Here is a 23,894-nt window from a genome sequence, read left to right on the forward strand (position 1 = left end):
ATGTGAAACAAACTGTAAGGTGGCACTATGGGAAGACAAAAAGCAGTGATCAAAGCACGCCGTGAAGCGAAACGCGTCATCAGACGTGGAGCCCGCAATCATCGCCAGCGTGAAGAAGATTCGGTCACTTCTCTGGTTCAGCTGGGGGGCATTGAGTCCATCGGAATGGCGCGAGAAAATCGCGATACATCGATGATAGAAGCCCGGACAGAAGCCCAGGAACAATACTTGTCTGCAATAGACGATAAACAGTTAATTTTTGCCACCGGAGAAGCCGGTTGTGGTAAGACATTTTTGAGTGCGGCCAAAGCAGCGGAAGCACTGATTCACAAAGAAATTGACCGGATCATCGTGACTCGCCCGGTTTTGCAGGCAGATGAAGATCTTGGTTTTTTACCTGGCGATATCTCTGAAAAATTCGCACCTTATTTCCGTCCTGTATACGACATTTTGCAGCGACGACTGGGCGCTTCCTTCCTGCAGTACTGCCTGCGTCCTGAAATCGCGAAGGTTGAGATTGCTCCCTTTGCCTATATGCGTGGACGAACGTTTGAAAATGCCGTCGTCATTTTGGATGAGGCACAGAATGTCACGGTGAACCAGATGAAAATGTTCCTGACGCGCCTAGGGGAAAACGTCACTGTTATTGTGAATGGCGATATCACCCAATGCGACCTGCCTGCAGGTGTCAGTTCGGGTCTGCGCGACGCGCTGGAACGATTCACGGAAGATGAAATGGTGGGCGTGATCTCGTTTAATAAACATGATTGCGTCCGTTCAGAACTGTGTCAGCGCACCTTACTGGCTTACGCCTGATTTAAACGCTATAAGCGAACCGCTACTGTTAAAAGCCCCAGGCCCATGTCTGGGGCTTTTTCTTTGTCTGCGGCGGTGAGGGAGGGATTCACTGCGGCGCTACGCGCCTTGCCCTCCGGGTGGCCTGACGGCCATGCAAAACGGCGATGCCGTTTTGTCGAACCCAGTCGAGGGTTCTCACCCTCCCTCCAGGGGATCTCTGGATACAAAAAAGCCTGAACTTTCGCTCAGGCTTTCTTATGGAATATGGCGGTGAGGGAGGGATTCACTGCGGCGCGGTGCGCCTTGCCCTTCGGGTGGCCTGACGGCCATGCAAAACGGCGATGCCGTTTTGTCGAACCCAGTCGAGGGTTCTCACCCTCCCTCCAGGGGATCTCTGGATACAAAAAAGCCTGAACTTTCGCTCAGGCTTTCTTATGGAATATGGCGGTGAGGGAGGGATTCACTGCGGCGCGGTGCGCCTTGCCCTTCGGGTGGCCTGACGGCCATGCAAAACGGCGATGCCGTTTTGTCGAACCCAGTCGAGGGTTCTCACCCTCCCTCCAGGGGATCTCTGGATACAAAAAAGCCTGAACTTTCGCTCAGGCTTTCTTATGGAATATGGCGGTGAGGGAGGGATTCACTGCGGCGCGGTGCGCCTTGCCCTTCGGGTGGCCTGACGGCCATGCAAAACGGCATTGCCGTTTTGTCGAACCCTGGCGAGGGTTCTCACCCTCCCTCAGGGGGATCTCTGGATACAAAAAAGCCTGAACTTACGCTCAGGCTTTCTCATGAAGTATGGCGGTGAGGGAGGGATTCACGGCGGCGCTGCGCGCCTTGCCCTTCGGGTGGCCTGACGGCCATGCAAAACGGCATTGCCGTTTTGTCGAACCCTGGCGAAGGTTCTCACCCTCCCTCAGGGGGATCTCTGGAAACAAAAAAGCCTGAACTTACGCTCAGGCTTTCTTATGGAATATGGCGGTGAGGGAGGGATTCACGGCGGCGCGGTGCGCCTTGCCCTTCGGGTGGCCTAACGGCCATGCAAAACGGCGATGCCGCTTTGTCGAACCCTGGCGAGGGTTCTCACCCTCCCTCAGGGGGATCTCTGGAAACAAAAAAGCCTGAACTTACGCTCAGGCTTTCTTATGGAATATGGCGGTGAGGGAGGGATTCGAACCCTCGATACGTTTTCACGTATACACACTTTCCAGGCGTGCTCCTTCAGCCTCTCGGACACCTCACCGTATTGCCGCGCTCGGCGGCAACGGGGCGCTACTATAGGGAGTCGCCTTGTTACGGTCAAGCAGTATTTAGTGGTTTTGAAACATCTGGTTAAGCCTTGTACGTTTGGCTGATGACTTACGCTGTTGCGCGGGTTTGACCTACGGTGGTATATGGAAGAAAAGAGGGGGGAGGCTAGATTTGAGTGGGCTACGCGAGCCTGAAGACGAGAGAAATTTGCAGGGGGAGGATTGCCGATAATAGGATACCGTAATCACAGAGATCAAAAAGGCATTCTAGGATGACCCCGAATGCCTTTCGTCTTAAAGCGGTGGTTTAGAACGCGCTAGTATCTTTGAACAGGCCGACTTTCAGATCGCTCGCCGTATAGATGACGCGACCATCGACCAGCACTTCACCGTCCGCGATACCCATAATCAGTTTGCGATTGATAACACGCTTGAAATGGATGCGATAGGTGACTTTTTTGGCTTCAGGGAGAATCTGACCGGCGAGTTTGACTTCACCGACGCCCAGCGCGCGACCTTTACCTTCTCCGCCTAACCAGCCGAGGTAAAAGCCCACTAATTGCCACATGGCATCCAGCCCCAGGCAGCCAGGCATAACCGGGTCGCCGATGAAATGGCAGCCGAAGAACCACAGGTCGGGATTGATATCCAGCTCGGCTTCAACATAGCCTTTGTCATGCTGGCCGCCATCTTCGGTCATCTTGATGACACGATCCATCATCAGCATATTGCCAGAGGGCAATCGCGGGCCCTGTTGGCCGAACAGTTCACCGCGTCCGCTGGCGTAAAGATCTTCTTTCGAATAGGATTCGCGTTTATCTACCATGTTTCTTTAAGTCCTGTTTTTGTGAAGCGAGCAGGTTAGCGTACACGTGTACGCTGAGCAAGCCTATTACCGCTGGACATACCAGTTTCGCTATCGGAAAAACCAAGGGAAGCGACGGCGTTCTTGCGGTGTTAAAAGAGCGATACGCTCACGAATCGCAGCCAGCAAGCTGGGGCGATGTTCTTCATCGTAAGCAACCTGTGTCAGCAGGGTGACCGCTTCTGCGACAGAGGATACCGGATAGATATGGAACTGCGCATTTTTCACAGCCTCAACCACGCCAGGCTGTAAACAGAGATGGCGCTGATTGGTTGCGGGGATGATGACGCCTTGCTGACCGTTCAGACCACGGCGCTGACAAACATCGAAGAAGCCTTCAATCTTTTCGTTAACGCCGCCGATGGGTTGAACGTGTCCAAACTGATCCACCGAACCGGTGACGGCAAATTGCTGATTGATAGGCTGTAGGGCCAGCGCGCTGATCAGGGCGCAAAGCTCCGCAAGGGAAGCGCTATCCCCGTCTACCTCACTGTAAGATTGCTCAAAAACGATAGAGGCAGAGAAGGGCAACTGCTGTTCCAACTGTAGTTCAGAAATCAGAAAAGCCTGCATAATCATCATGCCTTTGGCATGCAGGTTACCCCCGAGTTCGGCTTTACGCTCGACATCGGTCAGTTCGCCATCGCCCGGATGTACTACGCAGCTGATTCGCGTCGGTTCGCCAATCATCATCGGATAACCTGGGTATTCCAGCACGGAAAGTCCATTGACCTGACCGATGACGGCGCCGTCGGTTTCAATCAGAATCTGACCGAGCTCGATATCGTCCTGTAACCGTTCATACAGGTAACTATCGCGCCAGCGGCGGGTGGTTTCGGCATCGTTGATCGCCTGCGCAGTGAGCGTTTCTTGCTGTGCGTAGAGCGAGGCATGCTTCAACTGATGAGTCAGCCATTTGGGACACAGGGGCAGACAGCCCTGATCGTCGCTGTGACGCACCGCGTGGGTGACCAGTGCGTTCCATCCGTCCTCCGCCAGCAGAGGAAGTTGATTTTCCTGACACAGAGCATTTATGTATGCACACCAGTGCACCATATCCTCAGGCGCGATCAGAGAGAGTTGAGATTCAAACTCGCCATAAATGGCGTCTCCGCTCAGCTCGGGCTCCATATCGTGCAGGTCGGCCAGACTTTCACGATCGCCCACGATGATCAGTCGCAGATCCATAGGCATTGGAGGAACTTCCACCGGCAGCGGGCGGCGTTCATCTGGCGAGAGCCACGAGTACTGCCCTGAGACTATCGTCTGCTTCAACCGAAGCCACATCAGCGGCTGCGCCAGCAGCGTGCGTGCAGAAAGAATCAATACGCCGCCGTTGGCCTGATGAATCAGTCCGGGCTGTAGCTGAATATCGTCCTGGAACAGGCGGACGCAACCAAACAGCTGCTCCGGCTCAATCCATTCCTGATACCCACACCGTATTTTGGCCGCAAAATTGTCATCCTGATGCAGGGCCGGCTGGACGCTGATACGGCGACCGGAGATCTGATACAGGCTGCCGGAAAACGCTTTTTCCATTGACGCAGTAGCGTTAACAGCTCGGGCGATCAGCCGCAGATAATCATCACTCTCCTGCGCTTTCAACAGCATGAAGCGAGAGGGGGAGCGAGACTGGCAAAAGAGTGTCAGCGCATTCGCCAAACGGGGCTGGATCGCTGAAAACTCAGCGGGCGTCAGCTGCGCGGCTTGAGAGAACAATGTCTGATACGGGGTGAGATCAGGCAACAGTTGTTGCCATTCGAGTCGGTTGTTGGTCAAAGTATCTACAGCACTCGTCTAAAGGGAAAGCGGGATTATACAAAAATAATGCCTGATGCACATGAGAGCCTGCGTGTTGCTGGCAGACAACAAAGGCGGAATAGCCGTTCTGGCTGAAAAATGGCCAGTAAAAAGTTTGCCTGAAACAGGAAACTCAGGCCACAATGGAGATATGTCGGGCACGTTACACGGTCACTGAAGACTTTATTATGAAATACCAGCAATTAGAAAATCTTGAGTGCGGCTGGAAGTGGAAATATCTGGTCAAAAAGCACCGTGAAGGCGAGTCCATTACGCGCTTTATAGAGCAAAGTGCGGCCGATGAAGCGGTCAATGCGCTGCTCAGAATGGAAGATCAGCCCTCGAAAGTGCTCCAGTGGATTGATTTGTATCTCAATCCCGCGCTGGATAACCGGATGAAGCAGACCATCCGCGCGCGCCGTAAACGGCACTTCAATGCTGAACATCAGCATACCCGCAAGAAATCCATCGATCTCGAGTATCTGGTATGGCAGCGTTTGGCGGGATTGGCTCACCGTCGTGGCTGTACGCTGTCGGAGACCATTGTCCAGTTGATTGAAGATGCTGAACACAAAGAGAAATATGCCTCCCAAATGTCGACGCTAAAACAGGATCTACAGGCCATGCTTAACAGTAAGTCAGGCCGCTAACATGTTGCGTTTTCAGCCGACCTGGTTGATCCGTTCAATCAAGCTGAGGATTTCCCGGTCCGAAAATACCTCCACTCCCTTCGATCTCAGCAGTTCGGCGGTGACGCCACTGCCCGCAACGGTTTCTCCGTTGAAATGGCCGCTATAGATAGTCTGGCTACCGCAGGAAGGACTGCCGTCGGTGAGTAGTGCGAATCGGCAGTTATGCTGCTGCGCCATTTCCAGCGCCAGCCAGGCGCCCAAAAGATACTGTTCAGTGACGTCGTCCCCGGTTTCTTCGACTACCCGCGCCCCTGACGCAATGACCGCGCGTCGGCGTTGAGTGGGGATAATTTCCGCCGGAGGCCGCGGTGTGGAAAACCCCGCCGCCAGTTCGGGGCAAAATATAATCAGACGCTGTTCCCGCTGCCAACGGTCAAGATACTGTTGGACTGTCTTTTTATCTGAGCCGTTATATCTGACGGGAAATCCTGCCAAACAGGCGCTTATCAAAATCTTATTCATCAGTGGGATCTTCGACTTTCGAGAGTTCAAGACCGCCATTAGAGGCGAGTGACATCAACAGAGCGGGAATAATAAACACGCGGATAGGGCAAAGGGAAATAATTAAAAGAAAGAGAACATCACGACAACGGGAAAACTCAGCGGCCAGGTCAGGCCGATTAAAACCGCGCAGAGTAGGCGTATCAACATCGAGCGGTCCTTGCTGACGAAGAAAGTGAAGACCAGCGATAGAACAAAACCAATGAAATAAACAGTTTTAATCATTTCCCACAGATGATGGTGAGCCACTTTGTTCTCTTCCTTATAGTCGCAGGCGGCGCGTAGTTTAAGGCGTTGCCAATTTGTGATCAATCCTTTAACACAAGGGATAAACGTGAAACGTTTTTCCGGCCGGTTAATCATAGTGCCAAATCGAGGGGAATTCTGACGAGTCCTTAGAAAAAAAAGATTTACTTATGGATAGTGACTTCAACTGCCGGAGGCGATGAAGGGGGAATATTCACAGTATTACATGGGGTAAATAAAGAAGTGAGGGGCCGGAAAATGATTTATACCGGTAGGTGAAATCAAAATTGAGACATGGCTGACGGGCTGGATACCAGTCGAATAATTGTGACATAAATATTAATTTTTGGTGACTATATGGACTTAGTCGGCCAACTAAAATAGTTTGGTTTTTTATCCTGTTTAAAAGGGAATAAAATGAACGAGATATCAAGCCTGTCGTTAAAAATCACTCATGAGCTCAAAGAAAGAATTAAAGCTGCGGCCTCCGCGAACGGGGTTTCAATCAGTGCGGAAGTCAGCGCTCGTTTGCAGAGAAGCTTTGAGCCAGCGCTGTCAGACACCCAGCAAGCAGACGCCATTGATAATCAACATACCGAAGAATTGTTAGAACAGCCGCTATCGGCTAAAGAACTTAAAAAGCTGCGGCAGTTAATCAAGGAAAAAACCAAAGGTTCTGTCAAAAAGAAATAAAACCGACCTTTATGCCTGCCAGTGACAAGGGAGGCATATATTCACTTTCCCATTCCTTTTATTTCCCGATCATCCACGATTAATCACTGCGTTTTGCCCCTCATCTTGTGTGAGTTATCGAAAGTGGTGCCCACACAATTTAAAATTCTCGCTGGCGCTGCCGATAGACACACAATGAAAGGTCTTATTTTTAACAGGGAGGGCGTATGCCTATCGGTACCTTAAAGGAAACATTGCTGTTTGGTGATGACATTGACGCAGTAAGCCATCGATATGAAATCTACAAAGCTGATTCCCGTGGCGGTTTTTTTGCAATGATTTACGCACTAAAGCCATTGCGGATGGAGCACCATATGGTCATGGCATGGAACATTGAAGAAACCTGTTTGCCTTTACGCTCTTCCTACATTCCCAATGCGCGTAGGGAATGTGAGGCGCATTGGAAAAATGCATCTGTCCTGGCCGAAGGAAAGACGTTGAGAGCCGTGTAATGGACCACAGAAGCAAGCCATTAAGCTGCTTCTGTGTAAACTCTCGCTTAGGAGCCTTCAGGATAATCCGTTACCCCGCCCTGGATTGGTTTTTATCCCGCTCGGTGTTTGACTCGTGCCGGTAAAGAAGCGCGGTATCGCAGCCAACAAGAGATATCTAACAAAATCAACATCACAGCGCTGATCCCCATCACTGGTAGAAAGATGCCGATGCCCAAAGTGATAATGACCACCGGAATCCGCAATGCCAGCGGTAAAGTTAAAAAGGCTGCGGTCACTGTTTGCAGGGGATTTTTGGAAACCGAGGCGCGTGGACGCCGTAGCCACCACAAGCGATATCCCCAAACAATCATTGTGCACAGTCCCATGCCAAAAACGGCGAGTAATAGCTGATTAGGCCATCCAAACAACACGCCCATATGTATATCAACGCCCCATCGGGTCAATTTAGCCGCTAACGGGAAGTCGCTGAAGGCGACCTTGCTGACAACCTGACCCGAATCGGGGTCGACCGCTACGGCATCTGCTCGGGTAGGCCAGGTTCTTTCCATTTCGGTGACTGTCCAGGCGCGATGCGGTTTTGACGTTGGGCGAATCTCTATTTTGCTGGCCTTAATGCCTGCAGCGCGTGCGGATGCTAACACCCGATCAAAGCGGGCAGGATCGATAGGTGTCCTATCTGACATGTCCATCATCATATGGTGGGCATGCTCGTTCTGCGGAGAGGGTTCGGTGTTTCCAGAAAGTTGCGTGGAGACTGCCGGCGTTTGCCAGCCGAGGGCGTACCGCAACTGCGATACGTGATCTCCAGCCCAACGCGCCCAGGTCAGTCCTGTCGCAGAGAAAAAGAGTAGGCCTGCCAGTAACGCCAGCCCGGTCACCGTATGGCGTCGACGCAATCGGCGACGGGCGCTACGTAAGGCATTGGCCTTTTCCGCATTGATGGGCGACTGACGACCCGACCACCACAGGTAAGCGCCGCCTAACGCCGCAATCCACAGCCATGAGGCGGCCAGTTCGCTGTAATTTCTGCCGAAGCTCCCCAGCAATAGACTGCGATGCAGGTTATCCAGCCAGAGACGGAACGGCAAAATTCCGCTGGTGCCGTAAACGGTTAGATCGCCGTTGACCGCCAATGACACCGGATCGATAAAGACGGATCGACTTTCAGAAGGCCCTAAATCAGGAGACGAAAACATGACGCGGGTTGTCTCGCCCGGGGATGGCGCGGGTCTGACTGCAGATAATGTCGTATTTTTGTCGTTACCCAGCACGCTCAATGCCGCCGCAACTTGAGATGACAGCGGTTGTGGCGTTCCTTCTCTATCGGTGTAGAGCACGTGCGCATAAAGCCGATTTTCAATCTGAGGCGTTAATACATACAGGGTGCCGGTGAGTGCGGCGATAAAAATAAATGGGCCGACGAACAGACCAATATAAAAGTGTATTCGTAAGAAGAACGTCCTTAGCCCGGAAGAGGTTGGGATAGGAAGCTGTTCGACGTTGGGGCGTTTTTCCCCGGTTTTGGGAGCAGACATAACGTTTCCGCAAAGATAATGAAATAGGGCGCGCAGGCTCGATGTTTCAAACCTGCGGATGCGTAAGCAGAGAATTGAACGCGAAAAAAAGCGGTGGCGCGCGTGCCAACGGGGAGAAGTGGTGCGAATCAGCAATGCGCTGCGGTAAGTCGCTTTTCAATAAATGTAAGGCACGCCAGTAAATGCGCGGTATCAGATCGCCGCCGCAAGGTTGCAACGCGGGAAGATGCAAAAACAGGACGCAATAACCGCATGCGCTGCGCGTCTGCGCCGCGTTGTGGCAATCGCGAGAATGCGAAGAGAGGTGCCCGTGTGTGGACGACGATGCGGTGGAATGCGGGTGATGATGTCTTGTTTGCGTCTGGACGTCGTGACTCCGAGCCAGCAGTTGAGAAACCGCTGGCGAGATAAAAATCATGATGACGGCAAGAATACTCAGCCAGTAGGGACCGCGTTTTCGCCTTAACTCAAACAGTGACATGTGCGCTTAAGCATAGAGCATATTTCGATGGCGTGACTGTAGCGTATTTAGAGGGATAAACGTTACAAAAATGTATTTTCTTAGGCGTCATAGTGGCCTAATGACGCACGCGTTTCCAAATAAAGAAACTTCGCTTCTGAGCGCGGTGATTGCGCTTGCTCAAGACCAAATCTAAGAGGAGAATCCCTGCTTTTACGCCTAACGGACTATTCCTAGGCGAAATCCCTACAATTTCCGTTATGGTAGTGCCCTGTCATGGAATGACGGCTTGATAATGAATGATGCGCATTTAGCGCTTTAAGGAATGAGAAGGCTGCGGTCTGTGAGAATCGTTGTCCCAAAGTCTGAAAAAGGGAAACGCGAATCACCGATGCCCGTTTAAATCGGAATTAAATGACGAATAGAGATAGCCGTTGTTTAAACGCTGACCTATCATAATGAACCAAATCTTTATGAAGTTGTCGGATAGCTAACTTATCCATTAATATGGATTTTAGTTGATTGAAGCACACATACAGGGGGAGATGTGCTGGTTAATAAATTTAAGGTTAAACAGCGAGTCAACAATCTTCGCTTGCTCTCAGCCGCTGTAATGCTGTCTTTGACGTCTTTGCCTACATGGGCATTTTCTATTGACGATGTCGCGCAACAGGCGGAAAAACTGGCAGCAAAGGGGTTTGAAGCACCGAAAAGTAATCTGCCCGATCAATTCCGCGACATGAAGTTCGCCGACTATCAGCAGATTCGTTTCAATCAGGATAAATCATACTGGAACGCAACGCCCACCCCGTTCAAGCTGCAGTTCTATCATCAGGGGATGTACTTCGATATCCCTGTCAAAATCAATGAAGTTACCGCTACCTCGGTAAAAGAAATTAAATATTCGCCTGACTACTTTAACTTCGGTTCAGTCAACCACGACCCTGACGCGGTGAAAAACCTCGGGTTCGCTGGTTTTAAAATTCTGTATCCTATCAATCAGGCGGATAAAAACGACGAGATCGTCAGCATGCTGGGCGCGAGCTATTTCCGCGTTATCGGCAAAGGTCAGATCTACGGTCTGTCGTCGCGTGGACTGGCTATCGACACGGCGTTGCCGTCCGGTGAAGAATTCCCGCGTTTCCGCGAATTCTGGATCGAGCGTCCAAAACCTAATGATAAGCATCTGGTCATTTACGCACTGCTGGATTCGCCGCGTTCGACGGGCGCATACCGCTTCACCGTATATCCAGGCCGCGATAGCGTCGTAGACGTTCAGGCCAAGGTTTACCTGCGTGATAACGTCGGCAAGCTGGGCATCGCGCCGCTGACCAGTATGTTCCTGTTCGGACCTAATCAGCCGTCGCCGACACTGAACTACCGTCCGAACCTGCATGATTCAAATGGCCTTTCTATTCATGCCGGTAATGGCGAATGGATATGGCGTCCGCTGAACAATCCGAAACATTTGTCCGTCAGCACCTATACTGTCGAGAACCCTAAAGGTTTTGGTCTGTTGCAGCGCGGTCGCGATTTCACCAGCTATGAAGACCTGGACGATCGTTACGACCAGCGTCCGAGTGGGTGGGTTGAGCCTAAGGGCGACTGGGGCAAAGGCAAGGTGGAGCTGGTAGAAATCCCAACGGCGGATGAAACCAACGACAACATCGTTTCTTTCTGGACGCCGGATACGTTGCCGGAAAAAGGGAAGCCGCTGGATGTGAAATACCGCCTGCATTTCACGACGGATGAAGATGCATTGCATTCTCCTGAAATCGCCTATGTTAAGCAGACCATGCGTTCTACGGGGGACGTGAAGCAGTCGAACCTGATCCGTCAGCCGGATGGAACAATTGCTTTCCTGGTGGATTTCGTCGGTACGCAGATGAAAGACATGGATCCCGCGACGCCGGTAGCGCCTCAGGTGAGCATCGGTGATAACGGTGAAATCGTCGAAAACAGCGTACGTTACAACCCTGTAACCAAAGGCTGGCGTTTGACGCTCCGTCTGCGCGTGAAGGACAGTAAAAAGCCAACAGAAATGCGTGCAGCGTTGGTGAATGGCGAGACTACTTTGACTGAAACATGGAGCTATCAGTTGCCTGCCAATGAATAAGTCAACTTCCTCTCTCGACTATGTCGAGAAATTGTCTCTGCCTGCCGAGCAGGCAGAGACGTTGCGTGAATCCCTCCCGCATTCAACGACTCCCCCAAATCCATCTGAAGTGCATCAGGCTTTAGCTGATGGCGATTCGGTGAATCTTCGGGCCGAAGATGATTTGCCCTTAATCTCCGTGAAGCGTCGCTTGGAGATGGGATGGGGAGACAATCCGTCTCAGGAAAAACTACTGACCAAAGATCGGGAAGGGCGCACTGCGATTCAGGCGATGCCGAAGATCAAACGTGCCGTGATGTTTCCTGACGCTTGGCAAACCAACCCGCTTGTACGCTGGTGGCATGGTATTTTGGGGCAGTCGACCGCACCTCGTCACCGCCGTGTAACGGTGCAGGAAAACAAAGAAGAGAGCCGGTGGCGTACGGTGGGTACGATCCGTCGCTACATCCTTCTGATTCTGACGCTGTTTCAAACGACAATCGCGACCTGGTACATGAAAACCATCCTGCCGTATCAGGGATGGGCGCTGATCGATCCCTTCGAGATGGCGCACCAGGACTGGCTGCGCACCGTTATGCAGCTGCTGCCTTACGTATTGCAAAGCGGTATCCTGATTTTATTCGCCATCCTGTTCTGCTGGGTCTCCGCGGGCTTTTGGACTGCGCTCATGGGGTTCCTGCAGTTACTGATAGGCAAGGATAAATACAGTATTTCATCCAGCACGGTCGGCAACGAGCCCCTCAATCCGGAACATCGTACTGCGTTGATCATGCCGATTTGTAATGAAGACGTAGAGCGGGTATTCGCCGGTTTACGGGCGACTTACGAGTCGGTGGAAGCGACCGGCCAGTTAGCGCATTTCGACATGTATGTGTTGAGTGATAGCAACGATCCCGATATCTGCATCGCAGAGCAGAAAGCTTGGATGGATTTGTGCCGCGATGTCGGAGGCGAAGGTCATATCTTCTATCGCCGTCGTCGCCGTCGTGTGAAACGGAAAAGCGGCAACATCGATGATTTCTGCCGCCGTTGGGGAAGTCAGTATAGCTACATGGTGGTACTGGACGCCGACAGCGTGATGAGCGGAGATTGTTTGACCAATCTGGTCAGGCTGATGGAAGCGAATCCGAATGCCGGGATTATCCAGTCATCGCCGCGGGCATCGGGTATGGACACGCTGTACGCGCGCTGCCAGCAGTTTGCGACACGCGTCTACGGACCGCTGTTTACGGCGGGGCTACACTTCTGGCAGTTGGGCGAATCGCATTACTGGGGCCATAACGCGATTATCCGCGTTAAACCCTTTATTGAGCATTGTGCGCTTGCGCCGCTGCCGGGAGAAGGTTCTTTCGCCGGGTCGATCCTGTCTCATGACTTTGTGGAAGCCGCTCTAATGCGCAGAGCCGGTTGGGGAGTGTGGATTGCTTACGATCTGCCCGGTAGCTATGAAGAGCTGCCGCCGAACCTGTTGGATGAATTGAAACGTGACCGCCGCTGGTGTCACGGCAACTTGATGAACTTCCGGTTGTTCCTGGTCAAAGGCATGCATCCCGTGCATCGCGCAGTGTTCCTGACCGGGGTGATGTCATACCTCTCCGCGCCGCTATGGTTTATGTTCTTGGCCTTATCGACCGCGTTGCAGGTTGTGCATACCTTAATGGAACCCCAGTACTTCCTGCAGCCGCGACAATTGTTTCCGGTATGGCCGCAGTGGCGACCTGAGCTTGCCATCGCGCTATTCTCCACCACGCTGGTTCTGTTGTTCTTGCCGAAATTGCTGAGCGTGATTTTGGCCTGCGCCAAAGGGGCGAAGCCATACGGCGGCGTCATCCGGGTGTTCATTTCACTGTTGTTGGAAATGCTGTTCTCCGTCTTGTTGGCGCCGGTCAGAATGCTGTTTCACACGGTCTTCGTCGTCAGTGCTTTCCTCGGCTGGTCGGTACAGTGGAATTCTCCACAGCGTGATGATGATGCAACTTCGTGGGGCGAAGCATTCACCCGCCACGGTTCGCAGTTGGTGCTGGGGCTGGTCTGGGCGCTGGGAATGGCCTGGCTGGATCTTCGCTTCTTATGGTGGCTGGCCCCGATCGTCTTCTCGTTGATTCTGTCGCCTTGGGTGTCGGTGTACTCCAGCCGCGCCAATCTGGGTCTGGCCTGCAAACGTGCGAAGCTGCTGCTGATTCCGGAAGAGTTCAATCCGCCGCGTGAACTGGTGGCGACGGATGAGTACTTCCGTCTTAATCGTGAACGCAAGCTGAACAACGGATTTATGCATGCGGTCTTTGACCCGACGATCAACGCATTAGCCAGCGGGATGGCCACGGCGAGACATCGCTTCAGCCAGCCTATCGAAACGGTGCGCGAACAGCGTGTGGCGGAGGCCTTGAGCCTGAAACCACAAGAGGTTGAAAATAACCAACGACTGGCGCTGCTCAGCGATCCGGTGACGATCTCTCGCTTGCATTACCATGTCTGGCAGGAGCCTGAACGTTACACTGACTGGGCTGAGTACTATCAGACCCTAGCCGTTCCGCCGGTGAAGTCGTAATGTAACTCGGTTAAGCCATTAATACCGACATAGCTAAAACGCCCGATGAATTTCATCGGGCGTTTTTTTACTTACGGTTTTGTCACGTTGGGCAGGGTAAGCAACGATTCGGAGTTACGCTGCTATTCGTTTATCTGCTGCGGATGGTCCTCCATCCACGGCAGTAAGAAACACGACTAATACAAAGAGGGTTCACCCTGCGGGCGTGTCTTAAATCGGCGGTGCAACCACATGTATTGATCGCTGGCCAGCATGATATTTTGCTCAATGATGTGGTTCATCCAGGTGGCCGTAGCGATTTCATCCTCTACTGGTATATCCAGTTCGGCGGGCTGAATGATGAGCTCATAACCTTTGCCGTTAGGCAGCCTGCGGGGGACAAATGGAACGACCGCCGGTTTTGCGCTCCGGGCCAGCATATAACTGCCAGCAGTCGTCGCGGCTTTATCGACGGCAAACAGCGGGACGAACACACTGCTGCGCGGACCATAGTCGTGGTCAGGGGCATACCATAATATCTCTCCCTGTTTGAGAGAGCGGATCATGCCTTTTAAATCCTTGCGGTCCAGCATGGACTTGTTAGAACGCATGCGACCCCAAGTCTGCAACCAGTCAATCAGCTTATTATCATTCGGACGATATACGCCAATCCCTTCGTTCTGCATGCCAAAAATGCGAGCGCCGAGTTCTAACGTCAGAAAATGAATCCCGATCAGCAATATTCCACGATTCTGCTCGCGCAGGGGTTGCATATTCTCCAGGCCGGAGACCTTGAACCAACGCGCGATACGCCAGTCTGGCCAGAACCACGCCATACCCGTTTCCATGACGCCCATGCCGACTGATTCGAAGTTGCTACGTACCAGCGCTTCCCGTTTTTCGGCGGACATGTCGGGAAAACACAGCTCCAGGTTGCGCCGAGCTATCTGGACTCGGTGCTTCAAAATAGGCATCGATAGCCGGCCAAGATGTGTCCCTAGGCGGTAAATGATCGGATAAGGAAGCAGGACGACCAGATAAAGGATGCCTATGCCCAGCCAGGTAAGCCAATAGCGCGGATGCAACAGCGAACGGTTGAAAGAGGGGATTGTCGTCATGGCCTTAATATCGAAAACGGCGGTAACTCACGCCTTGTGTTAATGGAATTTTCAGAACACCACTCCGAAGAGTAGTTGAATATGGCATTTAATGGCGCATTTGAAATGTGCTACAAGCTGATTTTTATACGGATTTAGTCAGACGCCTATCATAGCATCGGTTTGCGATGGTTTTTGACCTTTGGTAGTACGGTCAGCCAGTCACAAGAGGCCAGTATTATGACGAAACCGTCACGATGAAACTAGTCATCAATTCTCCTTGTGTAGCTCACATTGATATTTATAAGGGGGTTATCTGAGCCTGACAGGGGCTAAGCGCTGGTGTATCATGCCGCGCTATTGTGTTGGCAACAAAATGCTAACACAGAATTAATGTCGTTAACCTCACTATAAACAGGATCGTACACCATGCCAGTGTTACATAACCGTGTTTCCAATGAGGAACTGAAGGCGCGCATGCTTGCTGAAACCGAGCCTCGCACCACGGTCTCCTTCTATAAATACTTCCAGCTGGACGAACCCCAAGCATTTCGCGACGCGCTCTACCTGTCGTTGACCGAGATGAACGTGTTTGGCCGTGTCTATATTGCCAAAGAGGGGATCAATGCGCAGATTAGCGTCCCTCAAAGCCTGTTTGATGCGTTCAAAACGCGGTTGTATGAGTCGCATCCTGCGCTGAACAACATCAGGCTGAATATTGCGCTGGAAGATGACGGCAAATCGTTTTGGGTATTAAGGATGAAGGTGCGCGAGCGGATTGTGGCCGATGGGATTGATGATCCGACGTTTGACCCGTCACAGGTTGGCCATTATCTGAAAGCCGAAGAGGTTAACCGGATGGCGGAAGATCCTTCCACGGTGTTTGTCGACATGCGCAACCATTATGAATATGAAGTAGGCCATTTCGAAAATGCGTTGGAAGTGCCGTCTGATACCTTTCGTGAGCAATTGCCTATGGCCGCGGAAATGTTAGCTGACGACCGTGAAAAGAACATCGTCATGTATTGTACGGGCGGTATTCGTTGTGAAAAAGCCAGCGCTTATATGCTGCATCATGGGTATAAAAATGTGTTCCACGTCGAAGGCGGGATCATTGAGTATGTCCGTCAGGCAAAGGCTCAGGGACTTCCCCTCAAGTTCATTGGTAAAAACTTCGTCTTTGACGAGCGTATGGGCGAACGGGTCTCCGATGAGGTGATTGCTCATTGCCATCAGTGTGGCGCCTCATGCGATACGCACACAAACTGCCGTAATGAGGGATGTCATTTGCTCTTTATACAATGTCCTCAGTGTGCGGAAAAATATCAAGGTTGCTGTGGTCCTGCTTGTCAGGAGGAAGTCATGCTGCCGCTGGATGAACAGCGTAAGCTGAGGCGTGAAAGGGAAACCGGTATGAAGATTTTCAATAAATCCCGGGGATTGCTGCATACGGCGCTGCCGACGTCCACGAAGGGTGAGAAAGCGTAGCAACGTTCAGAAAAAGGAAGAGCCCCGTCAGGGGCTCTCTTTTGGCTGAATTATTTCTGACGAACACCTTCAAGTGAAATAATGAGCTCAACGTCTTGTGAAGAGGGCCCCAGGTCCGTTGTGATGTTGAAGTCTTTGAGCTTGATCTTCCCTGTGGCTTCGAAGCCTGCGCGATAGTTGCCCCACGGATCATCCCCTTGTCCCAGCAGTTTGGCATCGAGCGTGACCGGTTTGGTGACGCCGTTTAATGTCAGATTGCCGGTGATATCCAAATCATTACCCTGCTTTTTCACTTCGGTGGAAGTAAAGGTCGCCAAAGGCGCTTTCGCTACGTTCAGGAAATCGCCACTACGGATATGTTTATCACGCTCAGCATGGTTGGTGTCCACGCTGTCGGTTTTAATCGTGACATTCACTTTGTCCGCTGAGGGATTCGCTTCGTCAAAAGTGAAGGTCCCGTCGAAATCCTTGAACGTGCCATACAACCAGCTGTAGCCCAAATGTTTGATTCTAAATTGTATGAAGGCATGCTGGCCTTCTTTATCAATTTTATAATCCGCAGCAAGGGCGGAACCCGCGTAGGAAACTGATGAAGCCAGTAACAAACCCAATAGCGTTTTCTTTAACATTGGTTTTCTCCTAACAATCCCGAGGTTTAATGGCCGCTGCGTCCCAACATCCGCTTTAACGTGCCGTCACGATCAATGAAGTGATGCTTCAGTGCTGCTAATGCATGCAGAACCGACAAAATGACGATGCCCCATGCAAGATAAAAATGGATATTTCCAGCTATATCCGCCTGATCCCTGAGCCCGCTAAGCGTGGCAGGAACGTAAAACCAGCCAAATACTGAAATAGGCTGACCTTCTGCCGTGGAGATGAGATAGCCACTGATGAGGAGACTGAACAGCAGAAGATAAAGCAGAATATGTGCGAGCGTGGCGCTTATTCGGGTTAGTCGTGAATAACTGGCAAGCGGCGAAGGAGCCGGGCTGATTTTGCGCCATATCACCCTGAACAGCACGACAATAAAAAGCAGGATACCAATACTTTTGTGTATCTCAGGTGCCTTGTGGTACCAGGTATCGTAATAGCCAAGCGAAACCATCCACAGGCCTAGCGCAAACATGCCGTAGACAGCCAGTGCGACGATCCAGTGAAGCAGCACGCTGATATGACCATATCGAGCTGACGTATTGCGCCAAAGCATGACCACATTCCTTATCGTGAAGTTGCTATCAAGTCAGGAGAAAATTAAACACAGGTAAAAATAAAAGCAATACAAAATTATTGCTTTTAACATGATGATTTTATTTATCAATCATTTTGAATGAGCTGTCCCTATCTCATTCAGAACATCATATGGATTGCTTAAAATAATAGTCGTCATCGACCTTGATGCGAAAAATAAAAATGCCTTAATTTTTAAACTGTGAGCAACATATCGGGAGTGAAAATAATTAGAGATGTGAATTATTGAGATGTTCGTGAGATTTTATATTGATATAAAAGGCGACACCGCCTCGGGAGACGGTGTCTATGGTGATAATAACGTACTACAGAAAAAGAAAATTTAATGCTTTAGATAATCAATGGGCTCAAATTCATTTGATTCGATTTTGGCAATGCCCGCTTCAAGAATGTTAATGAGTTGCTTTGCCACATCGGTGGTTAACCACAAAGTACGATCAACCTGAGCTTCATCGGGAGCCTGGTCCGCGGTAGAGAGGTAGTGTAAGCGGATCATCATTGCATCGTAGCTGTCAACGGTGCTGATATCCCAACCCACAAGTGGATGTGTTTGAATAACTTCACTTTTTATATCCATGATTACCCCTTATGACTAGTTACTAGCATGAGTGACTAAACGAGGTTCTAGGTGACTCCTATCTACAATAACTTAATGAGTATATCGCTCCTGACTGTATTTATGGAATTTTATTGTAAACAATCGCAAAGCAGGTCGTTTTTTGTTCTTTATTTAACCAATGAATGGATGGGGGCTGGCCAGAATAACTTAATCATTGTGCGGTCAGAATAGACTTACAATTCAAATTCTTTTAAGCCTGCTCATTCAGCAATACGCAATAGTTATTTTTTTGATAAGACTCTTTGAGAATATTGCTGATTTAATTAAATAGCACTCGAATTTTCTATCCAAAAAACGAGTGCATTTATGACAAAAGAGAAGGTTGCGGTGAAAAAAGAAGAATTGACAAACTTTTAGTCTGTGTCGAGTCCGGAAAGAAACCAATCGTCAGCGCTTTCCCAAGTCTCTTGCAGAATCTCGGTGATTTTCTCTTTATCATCCTTATTGCCACCGAAAACACTGAGACTATTCGACCCGGCATAACGTACCAAAACAGAGGTATCCGGGTAATGTGTTTGAATGCGGTGACTCAGCTCTTGAGTCAAGGCGTCAATGGCGCCGGCGGGCAACTTAACGGTTTTTGCTACAGTGACTTCAACACGCATAATGACCTCCATACGGGACTGTTTGTTTATACAGTTGTCCCTATTAAAACGCAAGAGGCATAAAGTCGAAGAAAGACGAATTTTCCCTGCCTTCCGGCAGGGTAAGGTTACCGGACAGACCAGTTGAGCTGCTGTCCTGCCATAAAGGGAATGAGTTTTTGTCCTTTGGCATCAATGTATTCAGGGAAAGTGATCGGCTCCCGATGCAGTTCAATAAAGTCATCATTGATGGGGAGACCATAGAAACGAGGTCCATTAAGAGAGCAAAACGCTTCCAGGTGTTCCAGCGCTCCCATCTCTTCGAAGACGGTGGCATACGCACTCAGCGCAGCCTGAGCGTTAAACACGCCTGCGCAGCCGCACGAAGACTCCTTGCGATGCTGCAGGTGGGGCGCAGAGTCTGTTCCCAAAAAGAATTTTTCTGAACCGCTGGCGATGACGTCGCGCAGGGCTTGCTGATGTACATTTCGTTTCAGTATAGGTAAGCAGTACAGGTGGGGACGTATTCCGCCCACCAACATATGATTGCGGTTGAACATCAGATGCTGTGGCGTAATGGTGGCTGCCAGATACTCATCGTTTGCTAAAACGTAGTGCGCCGCGTCGCGGGTCGTGATGTGTTCGAAAACGATTTTGAGGGCGGGGAATTGCTTGCGCACAGGTTCCATGACGCGATCGATGAAGTAAGCCTCACGATCAAAAATATCCACCTCGGGATCCGTAACTTCGCCATGCACTAACAAGGGCATCCCCAACTTCTGCATTTGCTCCAGCAGCGGATAGATAGCGCGTATGTCCGTCACGCCGTGGCTCGAGTTGGTGGTCGCGTTCGCGGGATAGAGCTTGGCCGCCGTAAATACCCCTTGGTCGAACCCTTCGGTCAGCTCGCGCGGGTCCAGCGTGTCGGTTAAATAACAAGTCATCAGGGGATGGAAATGATGAGCGGAAGGGATGGCGGCAAGAATGCGCGTTCTATAGGCCTCTGCTGCCGCGACGGTGGTGATGGGCGGTGTCAGGTTAGGCATAACTATAGCGCGGCCAAAAACGGCGCTGGTGTAGGGTAATACCGCATTTAGCATGTCATCGTCACGGAGATGCAGATGCCAGTCGTCGGGACGACGAATTTTCAGGACGGTTGGGACGGGGGTCATGGATTATGCTCCGGCGGTCAGTGATTAACATAGCGGTCATAAGACTGATTACGGCGGGTGACAAGCATAAGCGTAAAGTGGTTGAAATGCACCCGATTGTTTTGAAGTGGTTGAAATTCTTCTTTTATTGGCGTTTCATATTAAAAGATCTAATACATTCGCAAAATGCGAGAAGAGGAAAAAAATGGAAATTCGTGTCGTCGCTTGCCTTCAGGCAAAACCAGAGTACTTGAAAGAAATCGCGGATGCGGTAACCAAAGCGGTAGAACCTAGCCGCAAAGAGGCCGGTAATTTGCAGTACGACCTGCATGCGGAAATCGATAAGCCAGGTGCTTTTGTTTTCATCGAACGCTGGAAAAACAAAGAAGCATTAGAGACGCATGAGAAGACAGCTCATTTCCAGAAACTGGTTGCAGATATGGAAGGTAAGACGGTTTCTGTCGACATCAAACTGATGACCCAGGTCGCTTAAGCAAAAAAAATGCCCGTCAATGACGGGCATTCCAGAGATACAACGGGCACCACGTAAGTTATGTGGTGCTTTTTTTATCGTTACTCTTCAACGGTAGGCTTGGTTGCCGGGGCGCTGGCGCGGTTAACCGAAGCATGGCCACCTGCAGACCCTTTTCCGGTGAACTCGAACGCAGGGCGCTGCCAGTCGCTGGATTTCGGCTCTTCAGGCACATACTGTGGCGCTGGTGCTTTAGTCATCGGCGCTTTGGCGTGATGTTTAAAGCTCGGCTGCGCATCAGGTGTCGGCTGAATCGCTTTCTCGACCGGTTTCTCGGTCAGGACCGGCGCCGTTTCTACGGGCTGCTCAACGTGTTCCTCAACCGCCTCGGCGGTCTCTTCTGTTACCGGCGCAACAGGTTCAGCGGCGGGCGCGTGGGCATGATTCGCAGCGGCGTCTTGAACCGGCGCTGACTCTTCTGAACTCGCTTCTTCCGCTTTTTTGGCGCTGTCATCCGCATCCTCAGAGGCACTTTCTTCACGCGATACACGGGTTTCCAACGGCAGTTGCGCGGTCACTTCTTCTTCCGGAGCAATCACATCGCTGCTCTGGGCTTCCGTCGACTCGTTGTTTTCCTCTACGATTTCTTCCGCGATGGAGCTGGACAGCAACTCGTATTCCGTGACCGTAGGAATGGTGATCGCATCTTCTTCCTGAACCACGGTTTCTGGCGCTTCAGGTTGAGGTTGCGTAATCGGGTAGTGAATCCACACTTTGCCCGAGGCCATTTCCGGCGCAGAAGCCGCCTGTTCGACAACCATCGGAGACTGTACCGGGTAACGCTCATCACGGTAACGACGACGACGCTGTCCGCTGACACGCAGATGGCGCGGTGATCGGCGTGAACGACGCGGCATGTTGTTATCACGGTTATCTCCAGCGTTGTTTTCCGAGCTGGTTTCTGAGGTGGCCGGTGCGGCGACTTCCGCAACCGGAGTTGCTTCAACGGCCGGTTTAGCTGCGGCAGCGGTATCTGCGTCATCAACAACACGAACTTTCTGCGTGAGCTGACGACGTTGGCGACGCGGCATCACCTGAGCCGGTTTTTCCTGCTCTGGCGTCTGCACTTCAGTTTCAGCTGCCGTGTTCAGCTCTTTGACTTCCTGCTGAGCCTGGCGCTTGTCTTCCTGACGGTTACGTTGACGTTCCGCTCGTTGCTCACGACGTTGCTCTTCGCGCGCTGCTTTTTCCTGTGCATCGACGGCCGGAGTTTGTGTGTCATTCGTTGCGTTTTGCGTCCGCTTGTTGTTACGACGCTGCTGATCGTCGCGTGGTTCGCGGTTTTCGCGCGGTGTCCGCTCATTACGGTCACGACGATTGCCGGATTGGCGGCGATTGTTGTTGCGACGTTCCTGACGCGGTTGGCTTTCGTTTGTTTCGTTTTCTTTAGCCTGAGGCTGTTGCGGTGTTTCTTCCGCCGTCGCCTGAGGTGCATCGAACATACCTTTCAACGAGCCGAACAGACGACGGATGATACCGGACTTCTGAGGCGCAGCGGACTGTGCATTATGGGCGGCGGCCGGTGTCGGCGTTTCTGTCGGAAGGTTATCCGGCAGGCTAAACGTCGCTAGTGCCGGTTGCTCAGGGATCTTGCGTTCGGCAATCTGCTCTTCTTGCGCCTGCTGAACTTCCGCATCCAGCATTTGCGGCAGCATGTAGCTCAGGGCTGGCTTCTCTTCACCGTTACGGATACGTACGACGGAGTAGTGAGGCGTTTGCATACCGTCATGCGGTACGATGACCGCGCGAACACTGCCCTGACGTTGTTCGATAGCGTTGACCGCGTCACGTTTTTCGTTCAGCAGATAGGAAGCGATCGGCACCGGCACAATCGCCTGGACTTCTTTGGTGTTTTCCTTCAGCGCTTCTTCTTCGATTAAACGCAGGATAGACAGAGACAGGGATTCATTATCGCGAATAGTCCCGGTGCCGCTACAACGCGGACAAACGTGATGACTGGATTCGCCCAGAGAAGGGCTCAGGCGCTGACGCGACATTTCCAGCAAACCAAAACGTGAAATTCGTCCAATCTGAATGCGGGCACGGTCCTGACGGACGGCGTCGCGCAGACGGTTTTCAACTTCGCGCTGATGGCGGACTGGCGTCATATCGATAAAGTCGATAACGATCAGACCGCCCAAATCTCGCAGACGCAGCTGACGGGCGATTTCATCGGACGCCTCCAGGTTAGTGTTGAAGGCGGTTTCTTCAATATCGCCGCCGCGGGTAGCACGTGCGGAGTTGATATCAATAGCCGTCAACGCCTCGGTGGTGTCGATAACAATGGAGCCGCCAGAAGGCAGGCGCACTTCACGTTGGAAGGCGGATTCTATTTGGGATTCGATCTGATAGTGGCTGAAAAGTGGGATTTCACCGCTATACAACTTAATTTTGCTGCTGAAATCGGGACGACCCAAAGAGGCGATATGCTCCTTGGCGCGTTCCAGAATTTTGGGGTTGTCGATCAGGATTTCGCCGATGTCCGGGCGCAGATAGTCGCGGAATGCGCGAACGATCACATTGCTTTCCTGATGGATCAGGAACGGCGCAGGGCGACCTTCTGCGGCTTTCTTGATGGCTTCCCAATGTTTGATGCGAAACGCCAGATCCCATTGCAGGGCTTCTGCGGATTTGCCTACACCGGCCGTACGTACAATCAGGCCCATGCCTTCAGGCAACTGCAGAGAGCTCAGCGCTTCCTTCAGCTCGGTCCTGTCATCCCCTTCGATACGGCGTGAAATACCGCCGGCACGTGGGTTGTTCGGCATCAGAACCAGGTAGCTACCGGCAAGGCTGATAAACGTCGTCAGCGCCGCACCTTTGTTGCCGCGTTCTTCTTTATCCACCTGCACAATAACTTCCTGGCCTTCGCGCAGAACATCTTTGATGTTTGGGCGGCCATGGGAAGCATAGTGACTGGGGAAGTATTCGCGTGCGATTTCTTTGAGGGGGAGAAAACCGTGTCGTTCAGCGCCGTAATCAACAAAAGCGGCTTCGAGACTCGGTTCAATACGCGTGATTTTACCTTTATAAATGTTTGCTTTCTTTTGCTCATGACCCGGGCTTTCAATATCCAGATCATAGAGGCGTTGACCATCAACCAAGGCAACACGCAACTCTTCTTGCTGAGTCGCGTTAATCAACATTCTTTTCATCGTAACTTACTCGTTATTCTTAACTTGCATTATGGATAGAGCT

21 protein-coding genes, 1 tRNA gene and 6 other RNA genes are annotated in these 23,894 nt (G+C 51.5%); 8 read left to right on the plus strand and 20 right to left on the minus strand.

Annotation, left to right across the window (positions count from 1 at the left end; all coding sequences use genetic code 11):
• Nucleotides 1-27: 27 nt before the first annotated feature.
• A complete protein-coding gene (phoH, locus tag CKQ53_RS12125; protein ID WP_094118284.1) occupies nucleotides 28-816 on the plus strand; it encodes a phosphate starvation-inducible protein PhoH in 789 nt (262 codons plus the stop codon).
• 70 nt (nucleotides 817-886) lie between these two features.
• Here phoH and CKQ53_RS12130 read toward each other — a convergent pair.
• The 9 genes from CKQ53_RS12130 to CKQ53_RS12170 form a co-directional block, all read right to left on the minus strand.
• Nucleotides 887-1,017, minus strand: a non-coding RNA gene (locus CKQ53_RS12130) — RtT sRNA.
• Between the two features lie 46 nt (nucleotides 1,018-1,063).
• Nucleotides 1,064-1,194, minus strand: a non-coding RNA gene (locus CKQ53_RS12135) — RtT sRNA.
• 46 nt (nucleotides 1,195-1,240) lie between these two features.
• Nucleotides 1,241-1,371: non-coding RNA, RtT sRNA (locus tag CKQ53_RS12140), on the minus strand.
• Between the two features lie 46 nt (nucleotides 1,372-1,417).
• A non-coding RNA gene (locus CKQ53_RS12145) (RtT sRNA) lies at nucleotides 1,418-1,548 on the minus strand.
• A gap of 46 nt (nucleotides 1,549-1,594) precedes the next feature.
• A non-coding RNA gene (locus tag CKQ53_RS12150) (RtT sRNA) lies at nucleotides 1,595-1,725 on the minus strand.
• Nucleotides 1,726-1,771: 46 nt separating this feature from the next.
• A non-coding RNA gene (locus CKQ53_RS12155) (RtT sRNA) lies at nucleotides 1,772-1,902 on the minus strand.
• 46 nt (nucleotides 1,903-1,948) lie between these two features.
• Nucleotides 1,949-2,038 (minus strand) — tRNA-Ser (locus tag CKQ53_RS12160).
• A 314-nt stretch (nucleotides 2,039-2,352) separates the two neighbouring features.
• Nucleotides 2,353-2,871: a bifunctional 3-hydroxydecanoyl-ACP dehydratase/trans-2-decenoyl-ACP isomerase gene (fabA, locus tag CKQ53_RS12165; protein WP_085650903.1), complete on the minus strand. Its 519-nt coding sequence runs from the start codon at nucleotides 2,869-2,871 to the stop codon at nucleotides 2,353-2,355.
• A 90-nt stretch (nucleotides 2,872-2,961) separates the two neighbouring features.
• Nucleotides 2,962-4,689, minus strand: a complete 1,728-nt coding sequence (locus tag CKQ53_RS12170; protein ID WP_094117960.1) for an AAA family ATPase — start codon at nucleotides 4,687-4,689, stop codon at nucleotides 2,962-2,964.
• 209 nt (nucleotides 4,690-4,898) lie between these two features.
• Here CKQ53_RS12170 and matP point away from each other — a divergent pair, with 209 nt between their 5' ends.
• A complete protein-coding gene (gene matP / locus CKQ53_RS12175) occupies nucleotides 4,899-5,360 on the plus strand; it encodes a macrodomain Ter protein MatP (protein WP_094118036.1) in 462 nt (153 codons plus the stop codon).
• A gap of 12 nt (nucleotides 5,361-5,372) precedes the next feature.
• On the opposite strand, the gene CKQ53_RS12180 is transcribed toward matP, so the two are convergent.
• Complete coding sequence (locus CKQ53_RS12180; RefSeq protein ID WP_094117961.1) at nucleotides 5,373-5,864, minus strand: 2-thiouracil desulfurase family protein; 492 nt, start codon at nucleotides 5,862-5,864, stop codon at nucleotides 5,373-5,375.
• 102 nt (nucleotides 5,865-5,966) lie between these two features.
• Nucleotides 5,967-6,152: a GhoT/OrtT family toxin gene (locus tag CKQ53_RS12185; RefSeq protein WP_176223464.1), complete on the minus strand. Its 186-nt coding sequence runs from the start codon at nucleotides 6,150-6,152 to the stop codon at nucleotides 5,967-5,969.
• A 414-nt stretch (nucleotides 6,153-6,566) separates the two neighbouring features.
• On the opposite strand from CKQ53_RS12185, the gene CKQ53_RS12190 reads away from it, so the two are divergent.
• Together CKQ53_RS12190 and CKQ53_RS12195 are read left to right on the plus strand one after the other, a co-directional pair.
• On the plus strand, nucleotides 6,567-6,842 hold the full coding sequence (locus CKQ53_RS12190; protein WP_094117962.1) for a hypothetical protein: 276 nt from the start codon (nucleotides 6,567-6,569) through the stop codon (nucleotides 6,840-6,842).
• Nucleotides 6,843-7,048: 206 nt separating this feature from the next.
• Nucleotides 7,049-7,333: a hypothetical protein gene (locus tag CKQ53_RS12195; protein ID WP_085650899.1), complete on the plus strand. Its 285-nt coding sequence runs from the start codon at nucleotides 7,049-7,051 to the stop codon at nucleotides 7,331-7,333.
• A 92-nt stretch (nucleotides 7,334-7,425) separates the two neighbouring features.
• On the opposite strand, the gene CKQ53_RS12200 is transcribed toward CKQ53_RS12195, so the two are convergent.
• Nucleotides 7,426-8,871 (minus strand): PepSY-associated TM helix domain-containing protein, encoded by a 1,446-nt coding sequence (locus tag CKQ53_RS12200; protein ID WP_094117963.1) that lies wholly within the window; start codon nucleotides 8,869-8,871, stop codon nucleotides 7,426-7,428.
• Nucleotides 8,872-8,917: 46 nt separating this feature from the next.
• The gene (locus CKQ53_RS19035; protein ID WP_085650897.1) at nucleotides 8,918-9,352 is read right to left on the minus strand and encodes a DUF2946 domain-containing protein; all 435 of its coding nucleotides are present in this window, start codon (nucleotides 9,350-9,352) and stop codon (nucleotides 8,918-8,920) included.
• Between the two features lie 526 nt (nucleotides 9,353-9,878).
• Between CKQ53_RS19035 and CKQ53_RS12210 the strand changes: the two genes are divergently transcribed.
• Nucleotides 9,879-11,447, plus strand: coding sequence for a glucan biosynthesis protein G (locus CKQ53_RS12210; protein WP_085650896.1), 1,569 nt, complete (start codon nucleotides 9,879-9,881; stop codon nucleotides 11,445-11,447).
• A complete protein-coding gene (mdoH, locus tag CKQ53_RS12215; RefSeq protein ID WP_094117964.1) occupies nucleotides 11,440-13,995 on the plus strand; it encodes a glucans biosynthesis glucosyltransferase MdoH in 2,556 nt (851 codons plus the stop codon). The genes CKQ53_RS12210 and mdoH overlap by 8 nt, the downstream gene beginning before the upstream one ends.
• A 176-nt stretch (nucleotides 13,996-14,171) precedes the next feature.
• On the opposite strand, the gene CKQ53_RS12220 is transcribed toward mdoH, so the two are convergent.
• Nucleotides 14,172-15,092 (minus strand): Kdo(2)-lipid IV(A) acyltransferase, encoded by a 921-nt coding sequence (locus tag CKQ53_RS12220; protein WP_085650894.1) that lies wholly within the window; start codon nucleotides 15,090-15,092, stop codon nucleotides 14,172-14,174.
• A 408-nt stretch (nucleotides 15,093-15,500) separates the two neighbouring features.
• On the opposite strand from CKQ53_RS12220, the gene trhO reads away from it, so the two are divergent.
• Nucleotides 15,501-16,559 (plus strand): oxygen-dependent tRNA uridine(34) hydroxylase TrhO, encoded by a 1,059-nt coding sequence (gene trhO, locus CKQ53_RS12225; protein WP_085650893.1) that lies wholly within the window; start codon nucleotides 15,501-15,503, stop codon nucleotides 16,557-16,559.
• Between the two features lie 50 nt (nucleotides 16,560-16,609).
• Here trhO and CKQ53_RS12230 read toward each other — a convergent pair whose 3' ends face one another.
• The 5 genes from CKQ53_RS12230 to pyrC all read right to left on the minus strand — a co-directional run bounded on the left by CKQ53_RS12230 (nucleotide 16,610) and on the right by pyrC (nucleotide 20,185).
• Entirely contained in the window at nucleotides 16,610-17,188 is a 579-nt protein-coding gene (locus CKQ53_RS12230) for a YceI family protein (protein WP_085650892.1), read from the minus strand.
• A gap of 26 nt (nucleotides 17,189-17,214) precedes the next feature.
• A complete protein-coding gene (locus tag CKQ53_RS12235) occupies nucleotides 17,215-17,769 on the minus strand; it encodes a cytochrome b (protein ID WP_094117965.1) in 555 nt (184 codons plus the stop codon).
• Between the two features lie 363 nt (nucleotides 17,770-18,132).
• Entirely contained in the window at nucleotides 18,133-18,387 is a 255-nt protein-coding gene (gene bssS, locus CKQ53_RS12240; RefSeq protein ID WP_026740390.1) for a biofilm formation regulator BssS, read from the minus strand.
• 395 nt (nucleotides 18,388-18,782) lie between these two features.
• Entirely contained in the window at nucleotides 18,783-19,034 is a 252-nt protein-coding gene (dinI, locus tag CKQ53_RS12245) for a DNA damage-inducible protein I (RefSeq protein ID WP_085650890.1), read from the minus strand.
• Nucleotides 19,035-19,141: 107 nt separating this feature from the next.
• Nucleotides 19,142-20,185, minus strand: a complete 1,044-nt coding sequence (gene pyrC, locus CKQ53_RS12250) for a dihydroorotase (RefSeq protein ID WP_094117966.1) — start codon at nucleotides 20,183-20,185, stop codon at nucleotides 19,142-19,144.
• A gap of 184 nt (nucleotides 20,186-20,369) precedes the next feature.
• On the opposite strand from pyrC, the gene CKQ53_RS12255 reads away from it, so the two are divergent.
• The gene (locus CKQ53_RS12255; protein ID WP_085650888.1) at nucleotides 20,370-20,657 is read left to right on the plus strand and encodes a putative quinol monooxygenase; all 288 of its coding nucleotides are present in this window, start codon (nucleotides 20,370-20,372) and stop codon (nucleotides 20,655-20,657) included.
• 80 nt (nucleotides 20,658-20,737) lie between these two features.
• On the opposite strand, the gene rne is transcribed toward CKQ53_RS12255, so the two are convergent.
• Nucleotides 20,738-23,851: a ribonuclease E gene (rne, locus tag CKQ53_RS12260; RefSeq protein ID WP_094117967.1), complete on the minus strand. Its 3,114-nt coding sequence runs from the start codon at nucleotides 23,849-23,851 to the stop codon at nucleotides 20,738-20,740.
• Nucleotides 23,852-23,894 lie beyond the last annotated feature (43 nt).

The sequence above is a fragment of the Lonsdalea britannica genome, from assembly GCF_003515985.1.
Lineage (GTDB): Bacteria > Pseudomonadota > Gammaproteobacteria > Enterobacterales > Enterobacteriaceae > Lonsdalea > Lonsdalea britannica.